Here is a 13140-nt window from a genome sequence, read left to right as displayed (position 1 = left end):
GGCGAAAATTGCAGATAAAGGTTTTCTTAAAATTGAACTCTATAATTTAGAATAGGTAAAAAACCAAGCTGATAGTAAGTATATATTTCATTTTTTATAGGATTGTAATATTGACTTGCTATATTTTTGTGATTTGTTACATTTTGGAGCTCAAGAAAAATATAATGGGATGATTTTTTATTGTTTTTCCGATAACCTATTTTGAAATTAAATTTGAAATAATCAGGGCTTTTTTCAGTATATCTGTGCTCTACATCAAATACAGTTATTCCCAGTGTTCTTGATTTTTCAACATCAATAGGAGTTAAACGGGGTCCACCAGACCAAACAAATTTTATATCTGTTACTATTACATCAGTTTTATTTTTCCCAATTTTGAATTCTTTTCCCCCTATGAAATTTGTTATGAAATTATTATTGTATCGTGTGTTGCGCTCTACATTGTCCATAGCCTTATATTTCGATTCATAAAGAGATCCTGTAACCAGAAAGTAATAATTTTTCGAGAAATACTTTTCGAATGTAATTTCAATGCCATAATTTGTTCCGGTACCTTTATTTATAAGAGCAACATTTGCATTGTTATCAAACATTGTCGGGTATGTATCATTGAAATTCAGAACTGAAAAACCACTTTGTATGTTATTTTCTACAGGCACATCATACAGGTACTGATAATATGTTTCAATTTTTAACTTTAGATTTTCCGCCAACTGATTTTCATATGACAATACATAATGCTGGGCTTTTGAAAGTCGTAAATTTTTATTCGGAGTAACATATGTTCCATTAGTTTGTGGAATTTGAGCAAAGTATAATGTTAAGGGTTCTGTTTTACTGTGTATTCCTGCACCAATACTGAGTGACTGTATAGATGAAATATTCCATTGCAGACTAAATCTGGGTTCAAGTGAAGAGGATGAACTTAGTGCAAAATATGTTGAGTGGAAACCTGTGTTCAAAGTAAATTTCTCATTAAAACGATGCTTCCATTCTGCATAAAACTGAGCCAAATCAGTAGAACCATCACTATTAACATAAACTATTTGTTTAACTTTACTCTCCGACAAAAGATTGAACCGGATATTGCTGTATATAATTCCGGTTCTGAAAGTATTTTTTGAATTGAACTTATAATTAAGAGCTGAAGATATTCGTAAATATAGTCCCGAAACATTACTATTCAATGTTGAGTTAAAGACATATTTGTTATCCAATGAATCGAGTATAACCCCATTTTCATTACCTGATACAGAAACAAAAGATGTTAAGTATGCTTTTTCATTAAAAAAATATTTATGAATAAGACCTGAAGCAAACATATTGGATAATAATGTAGCTTCAAATTTGTTATAAGTGTTTTCCCATAATGCAGAATCTTTCTTTGCAAGTTGCACAGTGGAACTTATTCCACCAATTCCAAATAATGTGAAAGTACCTTTGTTCTTTGTTGGGAAATTAAATTTTAGTGTTAAGTCATGAAATCTAGGAATCACAACATCTCCTCCAAATAATTTTAACCCCATCTTATCAAAAAGACCAAGTGTTGAATAACGGTAATTAACGAGATAAGAAGCTCGTTTATTTTTAGAAAAAGGTCCTTCCATTTCAGCTTCAAGTCCCATAAAACCTGCTTGAATAGCATATTCATGTTTTTCACTATTCCCGTTTCTTAATTTAACATCAAATACTCCGGATAAAGCATTGCCATATTCGGCAGGGAAAGCACCTGTATAGAAATCAGAATTCTTTAACACATTTACACTTAAAATACTAAGTCCTCCGCCCGAACTTCCATTAGTTGAAAGATGGTTCAGATTTGGTACTTCAATTCCTTCTAATCGCCACAATAAACCTCTTGAGGAATTTCCTCTGATAATTAATTCGTTATATGTGTCGTTTGATGAAACTCCTGCATAAGATTGTGCTATACGTGATATGTCGTTAGCATTTCCGGCATATCTACTTGCTTCATCAACTGAGAATGATCTGGAACTTACAGATGCCATTTCATTAATTGGTTTACCTTTATCGGAGTTACCAGAAACTGTTATTTCTTTTAATTGAGAAACAGATTCGGTCAATTCAATAGATAAAAAAACTTCCTTACCTGTACCTACCAAAATTTCTGGTATAATTAAATTTTCGTAACCAATATATGTTACTACTAATGTATGGTGTCCAACTGGTACTTTTTCTATGCGAAAACTTCCGTTAATATCTGAATTACAACCAAGTATTGGGTTTGTATTCTTTACAATTATATTAACTCCGATTAATTTTGTTTTTGAATCTTTATCTACAACTGTTCCTTTAATTGTTTGTGTGAGTTGCGCAACAGACTCAAAATTAAATGTTATAACAACTAGAATAATTATTAATAACCTTTTCATATTTTAGAATTACCAAGATGCAAATATAAAAAGGTATAAAATTAAAAAAAAATACAATTCTTGTGATAATGTTATTAATTCCTGCTAATGTGTTAACATTTCTTGCGATTCTCTTATATATTTTCGAGGTCGATCAATTTAACAATGTGTAATAAATAATTTTTTGTTAGTTTGTTTAAAAAAATAACGTGAGTTAGATATAAGAAAACGATGCTAGTTCGCCGCGGCGAAGAGTGAAATTCTTTGAGAATTTCGTATCGAAAACAAGCCGTTTTGTTCATTTCGATACAAATTTTCTTCGAAAATCCACTCAATGTAACAAAACTAGGTATTCTATTATCTTATTTCTAACTTACGTTAAATAATAATTTATGCAGGCAAAACAGGAATATAAATTCTATGTGTGTTCATTTCCAAAGGAGTTTCCCAGATATTATTAGCAGGAATGGTAATTACATGTTCATGTGTAACTCTGTAGCCACTTTCGGGCAGCCATATATTACTCCAATATGTTACAGCTTTAATCATATCTGTTATACCACCAGTGGCAGTGAAACATGAATAGGTTGTTGGCGGCAATTCAGAATAACAAATCAAACCAGAAACCTCAGGTTCAGTTTCAACGGAGATACATGTTAAGAATCTGCATTTATCAAGAGGGGTATATAATGGATAGTCTTTCATCGACCCGAAAATTTCTGTATCAGGTGTTAACAGACCTCTTACATCTGCCCACCTATAAATCTTTTTAAAACTTTCTAAAATAAGCGATATGTCATCAAGAGAGGTTTGGAGATAAATAAATTTTTTCTCTGGTCTTTTAATAATTTCAACTTTAAAGTCGGAAAATTCCAATTTTTTATTTGAGTTGATAAAATATGCATCAGGGTTGCCAAGTTGTTTCCTCCCATTGTTGGGAATCTGACAGATTCTGATTTTTTCAAGTTCGCTACTTTTTCTGAAGTTGTCAGGACTTATCTTGTAATAATCTTTGAAAGCTCTTGAGAAAACAATAGCAGATTTAAATCCACATTGTATTGCTACCTCAATCATACTTTTTTCAGGATACAATGCAATTACATGAGCAGATTCATCCAGGCGGAGTCTTTTTATAAATTGTTTAGGTGTTTCCTGAATAAATTCTTTAAAAATTCTCTGAAAATGAAATGGTGAAAAACAGGCAATGCTTGCAAGTTCTTCAAGTGGCATTTCTTTATCTATATTATGCTCAATATGACGAACAACTTTTGCTACGCGTTCTATTATTTCCTGTTTGTTTTTCAACCTTGATAATATCTATATACTGAAGAATAAAAACAATGTAAAATTAATAATTAATATATTTTATATTCTCTGATTTAATACTTTCATTAATAGTTTTTTTTGTGTGTTAAAAATTTTGTAATTTTCATGTATTGATTCTTTTTTGTAACTTTCGATTAGCAAACTAGATCTTTATTTCCTTGTAGATAATGAGAAGTACTAATAAAATAGTATAATTAATTTTTGTAAATATTCATTTAAAATAACTTAAAATGAAATTTCAAATATTAAAAAAAATCAAGTTTGAGCATAAAATAGGGATAATCTATTTTATAATTGGTTTTTTATGGATTTTTCTATCCGACACATTTTTTGATAATCTTTTAGAGAATAAACATATATTAACAAAAATACATATACTTAAAGGGGTATTTTATGTATTTGTTACATCGTTATTATTGTATTATTTTGTAAAGCGGCACATGAATAAGTTGCAAAAAGCCAAAGAAAAAGCAGAAGAGGATGAACATAAACTTGAAGAAGCGCAATCGCTTGCACATATTGGCAATTGGGAATTAGATTTAATCAATAATAAATTAACATGGTCAGATGAGATATATCGGATATTTGGCTGTAATCCACAAGAATTTGCAGCTACTTATGAAGCATTTTTAAATTTTATTCATCCCGATGATAGGGATTTTGTAAATAATTCATATCTGAACCATTTAAATTCAAAAGAACCTTATGACATTGTTCACAAAATAATATTGCCAAACAAGGAAATAAAATATGTTCACGAGCGATGTAAATCAGATTTTGATGAGCAGGGAAAACCACTTCGTTCAATAGGAACTGTAACTGATATTACAGAGAAAAAAATAGCTGAAGAAAAGCTTCTTCGTACACAGTATTCTATTGATAATATTACTGATAGTATTTTTTGGGTTGATAAATCAGCGCGATTGGTTTATGCTAATCAAGCTGCATGTCGAAATCTTGAGTATTCCTTAGAGGAATTATTTAGTTTGAAGGTTTTTGATATTGATCCCATATTTCCAAAAGAAAGGTGGGAAGAACATTGGGAAGAAATATTATTGCGTGGTTCATTTATAATTGAAACTGTACACCGGACAAAGAATGGAAGACAATATCCTGTTGAAGTAACGACCAATAAAGTGGAGTTTGGCGGAGTTCAGTATAATTGTGCTATTGCCAGAGATATTACAGAACGTATTCAAGCAGAACAGGCAATTTTAGAAAAACAACAAGTTTTTCAGGCATTAGTTGAAAACTCACCAGATATTATTGCACGTTATGATATTAATTGCCAACGTACATATGTCAATCCGCAATACCTCAAGACAGCTCAAATTTCCCAACAGGAACTAATTGCTACATCACCAGTTCAACTATCACCACTACCAAAAGATAGTGCAGGTATACTTCAGGATCTGCTTCGCAGGGTAATCGATACAGCCATTCCTGAAGCGGCAGATCTCAGATGGCCAAAGGAAGATAATATTGAACATTGGTACAATGTACACGCTTTTCCGGAATTTGGCCGCAATGGTGATGTTGTAAGTGTGATGACAATTTCACGAGACATCACCGAACGTAAGCAGACAGAGGAAGCAATAGAAACGGAAAGGAAAAGAATGGAGGTTTTTCTTTCTTCACAAAATACAGGACTTTCGTTAATTAATCCCGATATGACGATTGCCTGGGTTAACCAAAAAACTCGTGAGATGTTTCCCGATAGAGGAGAGCCTGTGGGAATGCCATGCCATGACTTTTACGAATCCAGGGCAACTGTATGTGATGGGTGTGGAACATTAAAGGCTTTTAAAAATGGAAAGATTTGTGAATGTGAACAGTTTGTTTCAACAAATGGCAGATGGTATTATATTGTTTCACAACCAATCAAGGATGAAATCGGACATGTGGTAAATGTGCTTGAGGGTATTACCGACATTACCGAACGAAAACATGCAGAAAATAAATTAGCTCAAAATGAAGCGCTGTTAAATACATTAGTTGATACGATTCCAGATTTAGTATGGCTTAAAGATGAAAAAGGTGTTTATCTGCATTGTAATAAACGATTTGAAAACTTTTTTGGAGCATCAAAAAATGAAATTATCGGAAAAACAGATTATGACTTTGTTGATAAAGAATTGGCAGATTTTTTCAGACAAAAAGATAAAGCTGCTATAGCTGCAGGGAAACCATCTATGAACGAGGAACAAGTTACTTTTGCCAATGACGGACATATTGAATTACTTGAAACCATAAAAACACCTATTTATGCAAAAGATAAACAAATTATTGGTGTATTAGGTATTGCCCATGATGTTACAAAGCGTAAGCAAGCAGAACTTTTACTTAAAGAAAAAAATGAAGAATTTAAAGCTCAAAATGAGGAATACAAACAATTAAATATTGAATTGCAAAAAGCAAAAGAAAAAGCTGAAGAAAGCGACCGTTTAAAATCAGCTTTTCTTGCCAATATGAGTCATGAGATTCGAACACCTATGAATGGTATTCTGGGCTTTGCTGACTTACTGAAAAAACCTAAGTTAAAAGGTGATAAACAGCAAGAGTACATCAGTCTTATCGAAAATAGTGGACTAAGAATGTTGAATATAATTAACGACATTATTAATATTTCGAAAATAGAATCAAGAGTAATAGAAATTAATATTTCTGAATCGAATATAAATGAACAAATTGAATACTTATATACTTTTTTTAAACCGGAAGTTGAACAAAAAGGACTTCAGCTTATTATAAAAAATCTGTTGCCAACAAAAGAAGCTATTATAAAAACTGACCGTGAAAAAATTTACGCAATTCTTACTAACCTGGTTAAAAATGCTATAAAATTTTGTGATAAAGGTATTATTGAATTTGGTTACGAAAAAAAAGGTACAGATCTGCAGTTTTTTGTGAAAGATACCGGGGTTGGTATTCGCCAGGACCAAAAGGAACTTATTTTTGAAAGATTTAGACAAGGTAGCGAGTCACTTACACGAAATTATGAAGGTGCAGGACTTGGATTATCTATTTCTAAAGCGTATGTGGAAATGCTTGGTGGTAAAATTTGGGTAGAAAGCGAAGAAGGAAAAGGTTCAATATTCTATTTTACCATTCCATACATCAATGAACTATTAGAAAAACAAATTACTGAAAATATTATTTCTGATCTTAAAGAAAAAAAACAAATTAATAATTTAAAAATATTAATTGTTGAAGACGATGAAACAACAGAAAAACTAATCACAACAATAGTAGAACAGTATAGTTCTCAAATTCTAAAAGCCGGGTCAGGAATAGAAGCTGTACAAATTTGTCGTAATAATCCAGATATTAATTTAGTATTAATGGACATTAAAGTGCCTGAATTAAATGGATTAGAGGCAACAAAACAAATTCGACAATTTAATAAAGAAGTAATAATTTTTGCCCAAACCGCTTATGCTCTCTCGGGTGACAGAGAAAAGGCAATAGAAGCAGGATGTAACGATTATATATCTAAACCGTTTGGACAAGATCAATTAGCTGTATTAATTGAGAGATATTTTAGCAAATAAAAAATACAGATATGATTATTCTTTGATATGAAAAAACTAAATTCGCTAAATTATTAGAGTCTTCTAAATTATTAAAATGAACCCATTATTGATAGGCATTTCTCAAGGCACATTGCTAAATGAAAGTAAAAGATTAATTATTGTTAACATATTAACAATAGTCAGTGTTGTACTAAATTTTACTTGTTTTGTAATTCTTTTTTCAATTGGAAACATATTTTATACATTTTTAAATCTTGCCTGTGGGATTATTTTAGGCTTTGACAATAAATTAGAACTATACTTCCAAAAAAGAAACAATTGTGTGATTTTATTATATGTATAAGATAGTTATAGCCTATTTTAAGAAATGAATAGATCTAAACTTTTAATATTATTCTTCATTTTGACAATTTCACAAAATTGTTTTTGTCAATTAGGACCTACCCTAAATTTATCTTCAGGACAAGGAGATAATTATAAAGGCTCTTTATTACTTTTTTCTGCATTAAATGTAACTATTACGACTTTGAATATTGTAAACATTAACAACTCTGGGAAATTGAAATCTAGTGCAGGTTTCGGAATTGTGACTGGTTTAAGTCAAATTACATATGGACTAATATATAAACCAAAAACTAACAATAAAGAGTTTGTAATTTTAAATATTGGACTTGGTACTGCTACCATCGTGACAAGTTGTTTAAGACTTTTTAAAAATAAATCGAATAAAAGTAATGCAACGTCTTGGAATCTTTTTTATGTTCCTATAGAAACTAATAAATTTGGTGTGGGAATTTCATTGACAAGAAAAATATAAAAACAAGAATAACCTATGCAATATAAAGGTATACTGGCAATAGTTATAATTTTGTACTTAATTTTTTCAATAAAAAACAGTATTAAGATTTTAAAATCTAATACTATTCATAAAAATCAAAGAATAATAAACTTAATCTTGACTTGGTTAATCCCATTCTTTTGGACAATTAAAGTAAATAAAATAATTAAGGCTAAAAAAATTGAGATTATAACTAAAGAAAATAGAAATATAAAAACAGGAGACTTTAATGACAATTGTGAAGGTTCAGCTGTACTGGCTGACTTAAATGGACCTCATTAAATAAATATAAAAAAAAACAGGCTATAACACCACCTACGAAAACAACGAGCAGTAATGGGCAAATTGACAAATATAACAATGTGTACTAATATTAGTGTTTTGATGCCGACTGCAAGCAGTTGCTCATCGCTCCGTTGCTACAACCGTTAACGCCATGTGTAAGAGACAAACAACGACAGCCATAGAATTGAAAAGTAAACCATTGTGAAATACAAAGAAAATGATAAGTCATATGACATGAAAAAAAGTATTAAAATATTTATTTTACTTTTATTTTTTAGTTTCCATTTGTATGGTCAGGTGAATGAAATAGACACTATTCAATGGTTAGTTTTCGATAAAAAACCTGACCAAATTATGGGGGTTGATGATAAAGAATCAATAAAGCCAATTAGGCATATTAACTTAAAAGTTAAAGAACTTACACCAATATCAAATAATGATTCAATAGTTAAATATATTGATAAAATAAATGACAAAGAAATATTAATTTATAGAAAAGTATTTCAACCTGATAAGCATACCTACGATTTCGAGAAAAACCTTATTGATGGAAAAGTCGCTTTTGGGCACGACGGATTTTCGTCAAAAGAGTATGTAAATATCAATTTTCATTTGGAATTAGCAGGAATTAAAATTATTGACAACAAACTTCAAACAGACATAAATATTGTCAATTCTAATTTTCCTGTATTCATACACCCTACCTTAACAAATAATATCGGAAATTGTGTCATTAAATTTTTTAGAGTTGAGAAATATTTTAAATATGTATTGGTGATAACTGGCGGTGGAGGTGGTGCAGGTTCCTATGAAAATTACATATTAATCGATATTTACGACAGGGGTTGGATATTTGCTAAGGATATCTACACGGAGACTATTAATTTTGTTCCAATATCTAATCAAAAAGATCCATTTATAAAGCAAGAAAAAAAGAATTGGTATCACATCCTATTTAAGTAAATTTATTTTAAGAAAATGATAACATAAAACAGCAAACAAAATGAAAACAAGAATACTTATTTTTACAATGTTGACTACAATAAGTCTGCAAACATTTTCTCAGACCTATCCGACTTTTGGCGCAGAAAAGTTAGTAACAATTACCGGACTAACTTTTGATGCAATGGAGCCATTTATTTCATTAGATGGGAACACGCTGTTTTTTAATTCATTAAATTCTGGCGGCAACACAAACCTTTACTATGCAACAAGAATTAATGATACGACTTTTACATATGTCGGACTTGTTAACGGAACATACGATTCTTCGCCAAATCATCTTGATGCTGTTGCATCAATAGATTCAACAAATAATTTTTTCTGGACTTCACTGCGAAGTATCCCAAATCTCTACAGAGGCGTTTACCTTGGTGGTAACGTAAATAATATTTCCAAGGTTTATGGAACTTGTAATATTCTTACTCCTGGCTGGATTATTATGGACGCAGCCATTAATTATCAAGGCAATTTACTCTATTACTGTAATGGTTATTTTGGCCCAACTTATACTGAGTGTGTAGGTGTTCCTTGCGAAGCAAAACTTGGTGTTGCGCAAAAAGTTAATGATTCTACATTTAATAAAACTATATATTCTGATGCTATTTTTTCAAATGTAAACGATACAAATTATATTGTTTATGCTCCACAAGTAACAAAAGATGGACTTGAATTATTTTACACACGACTCTTAAAGGGTAATTATAATACTGAAATATGCGTTTCTGTGAGAAATACTGTTTCAGATATTTTTAGTTTACCGATGGTAATTTATTCAAGCTTCGGATATTTTCCGGAGGCAGCAACTCCAACCACAGACAAACAAAAAATATATTACCATAAGAAAAACGGAGCCTTTATTTATAGTATTTACTTACGTTATAGAACAGGTACTACAGGTATTAAAGAACAATCAAATACGGAGAATTTTAGAGTGTATCCTAATCCGACAAATGATATTTTAGACATCATATTACCTAATATTTCAGGGCATTTTACAATTTCCGTTTACTCCTCACTTGGACAAGAACTATTCAAAATGTCCAACAAAACATCAATTGACATTTCAAATTTGCCAAATGGAATATACTTTTTGACAGTAAAGAATTATGACAGAATTTGGACAACTAAAATTGTTAAAGAGTAATGTTTAAAATGTTAACACCATGCAACTATTATCGAGTTGAATTTCTTAAAAAAAACTGCACGGTGTTGGAGAGGCTTAACCGTTGTGTGCCAAATTAAAGAACGCACTTGTTAGATTATTTAACAATAGATTTATTTGAAACTAAAGAAGAATTAGAAAAGAATGGTTAACATATGAAAAAACTAATAATTATTTCTATATTGTTTTATAATGTTGCAATTGTAAGTGCACAATGGCAATCAACAAATGGTCCTGCAGGTGGATTTGTAAGAAATTTTATATTCGACAATACCAGCGTTTATGCAGCTACGGGTGGAGGTATGCTTGCAACTGATAACAATGGTGTTTCATGGTCGTTTCGTAACACAAATCTGAAAAGTTGCGATACCAAATCATTGACTCGGATTGGTGATTATGTTTTTATTTCTACCGACGAAAATGTTTTTCGTTCCAATGATCACGGACAGAATTGGGAGTCTGCCGGAACAGAATTAGATGGCAAATATGTAAAAACAATTGTAGCTTGTAACAATGTGCTTTTTGCCGGAACTTATTTACATGGTATTTATCGTTCTCTTGATACCGGAGCAACATGGGTGGCAGTAAATAATGGTATGCCTGCAAAATATGTGTATTGGCTAACAACAGACAGCATAAATGTTTATGCTGCTACCTATGGCAATGGAATATACAGGTCAACCAATTTAGGAAATAATTGGTCAGCGGTTAACAACGGAATAACAGATTTAAACATAATGGTTATGACATATTTTGCAGGCAAACTATATGCAAGTACGATGGGGTCAACTATTTTTGTTTCTACGAACAATGGTGCTTCCTGGACAACAGGAACAAGCGTTCCCTCAGTAAAAGGATATACAAGTTTGAATGGAAATTTATATGCAGGATCATTTGGAAGTGGAGTATATAAATCTACTGATTCAGGACAAACATGGGTAACAATGAACACTGGTTTAACCGAAAAAGATATCTGGGCTATTGGTGCAAGTAATTCTGTGTTATTTGTTGGAGTAAGCAGTGGTCATATCTACAGAAGTACAAATAATGGATTATCATGGTCGCTTTGCAATAACAGTAATACATTTAAAACAGGTGTGGGTTCCTTAACCTCAAGTGGAACAAATTTAATAGCTGGTTCTCATGGTTCAAAACTTTTTACTTCAGCAAATAATGGTTCCACATGGACAGCCACGAGTACGATAGGTACTGTAGAAATCCGTTCTGTAATTTCTAATGGTTCTTTGGTATTTGCAGGAACTGATATGTTGGGCTTATTTAAATCTACAAATAATGGTTCTTCTTTTACAGCATCTAATACAGGCTTAACTAGTGCTTGGATTCAATCTTTTACTTTTTGTGGTAGTAAGATATTTGCTGGTAGTGGCGAAGCCGGAATATTTTCATCAGTAAATAATGGTGCCAACTGGACAGCAGTAAACACTGGAATGGGATGCAATAACATTACAGCTTTAGCATCTGATGGAACCATTGTATTTGCCGGAACAGCTGATTGTGGTGTTTATGTTTCCAATACTGCAGGCACAAGCTGGACTGCTATTAATAACGGATTAATAACTGCAAATATCACCTCAGTGCAATATGTTAATGGATATCTTGTGATAGGAACAAAAACAAGTGGGATATTTGTTTCAGCGGATAATGGAATAAATTGGAGTTCAGCTTCAAATGGATTGCCAGTAAATTCAAATATTCGTTGTCTGTACGTTTATGGTACCGACATATTTGCCGGAACAGGAAATGGCGAAATATTTTTAACTAATGATTATGGAAATAACTGGATGTCGGTAAGCGATGGCTTGGTGGGTGCTCCTGTTTTATCGTTATGTGTTTATTCTAATTTTTTATATGCAGGCATTAATGCAGGTGGAGTTTGGACAAGACCATTATCAGAAATTACAGAAATTAAAGATGAAAGTGAAACAGCTTTTATAAATGTTTATCCAAACCCTACTAATGGTGAATTACATATTAATTATTACTCTGATTTTAGTTCATTAGAAATAATAAATGTTATTGGTAATGTAATATATAAATATACTCCAGATAATTCTATAACATTAAATAAAATTGACCTTACAAAAGTTCCAAAAGGAATTTACTTTGTAAAAGTTGACAATGGGAAGAAAGTTCATATTGAAAAAGTCATTCTTAATTGATATAACAATAATAACATAAATCATTAATAAATTAATATAATGCCATATTTAAATCTACAGATTAAATAAGGGCAACATGTGAATAGAAGGGTTATGTTTAAGCCACCCATTCTAAAAAAGCGTTAAGAACAATTTTTTTGAAGTTTTTGATGTACTTGGATTTTTTAATAATTATTAATTTCCAGCTATACACGCAGCTAGACTATTCAAAAATTTTCAAAAACTTCGCATGAATAAAAAGAAAAAAGCCCAAATAAATCGGACTTTTCAAACTTTTTCAAAGTATTGCATCTCTGTATCAGCGGAGAGAGAGGCTCAAGAACCAAGCTCTCCTGTATATTGTTTTTCAAGCTATTACAAAGAGGTTATATCCTTAACCAGCCGGAAAACCAGCCAAAATTCCATAACACACTTTCAAACTCAAAAAGAACGGTTAACTGAA

The 13140-nt window shown here is 31.3% G+C and carries 8 protein-coding genes; 6 read left to right on the top strand and 2 right to left on the bottom strand.

Features of this window, described 5'->3' with window-relative positions:
• Nucleotides 1–26: 26 nt before the first annotated feature.
• Both HY951_09155 and HY951_09150 read right to left on the bottom strand, forming a co-directional pair.
• Complete coding sequence (locus tag HY951_09155; protein ID MBI5540211.1) at nucleotides 27–2393, bottom strand: TonB-dependent receptor; 2367 nt, start codon at nucleotides 2391–2393, stop codon at nucleotides 27–29.
• Between the two features lie 369 nt (nucleotides 2394–2762).
• Nucleotides 2763–3677: an AraC family transcriptional regulator gene (locus HY951_09150; protein ID MBI5540210.1), complete on the bottom strand. Its 915-nt coding sequence runs from the start codon at nucleotides 3675–3677 to the stop codon at nucleotides 2763–2765.
• 251 nt (nucleotides 3678–3928) lie between these two features.
• On the opposite strand from HY951_09150, the gene HY951_09145 reads away from it, so the two are divergent.
• From HY951_09145 to HY951_09120, 6 genes are all read left to right on the top strand, one after another.
• On the top strand, nucleotides 3929–7249 hold the full coding sequence (locus HY951_09145; GenBank protein MBI5540209.1) for a PAS domain S-box protein: 3321 nt from the start codon (nucleotides 3929–3931) through the stop codon (nucleotides 7247–7249).
• Between the two features lie 349 nt (nucleotides 7250–7598).
• Complete coding sequence (locus tag HY951_09140; protein ID MBI5540208.1) at nucleotides 7599–8048, top strand: hypothetical protein; 450 nt, start codon at nucleotides 7599–7601, stop codon at nucleotides 8046–8048.
• Between the two features lie 138 nt (nucleotides 8049–8186).
• On the top strand, nucleotides 8187–8351 hold the full coding sequence (locus HY951_09135; GenBank protein MBI5540207.1) for a hypothetical protein: 165 nt from the start codon (nucleotides 8187–8189) through the stop codon (nucleotides 8349–8351).
• Between the two features lie 204 nt (nucleotides 8352–8555).
• Nucleotides 8556–9317, top strand: a complete 762-nt coding sequence (locus HY951_09130) for a hypothetical protein (GenBank protein MBI5540206.1) — start codon at nucleotides 8556–8558, stop codon at nucleotides 9315–9317.
• 40 nt (nucleotides 9318–9357) lie between these two features.
• Nucleotides 9358–10500, top strand: a complete 1143-nt coding sequence (locus HY951_09125) for a T9SS type A sorting domain-containing protein (GenBank protein ID MBI5540205.1) — start codon at nucleotides 9358–9360, stop codon at nucleotides 10498–10500.
• A gap of 173 nt (nucleotides 10501–10673) precedes the next feature.
• The gene (locus tag HY951_09120) at nucleotides 10674–12698 is read left to right on the top strand and encodes a T9SS type A sorting domain-containing protein (GenBank protein ID MBI5540204.1); all 2025 of its coding nucleotides are present in this window, start codon (nucleotides 10674–10676) and stop codon (nucleotides 12696–12698) included.
• Nucleotides 12699–13140: the final 442 nt, after the last annotated feature.

The organism is Bacteroidia bacterium (assembly GCA_016218155.1).
GTDB lineage: Bacteria > Bacteroidota > Bacteroidia > Bacteroidales > GWA2-32-17 > GWA2-32-17.
The sequence above is the reverse complement of the archived record's forward strand: the minus strand, read 5'-3'. Positions and strand labels throughout refer to the sequence as shown.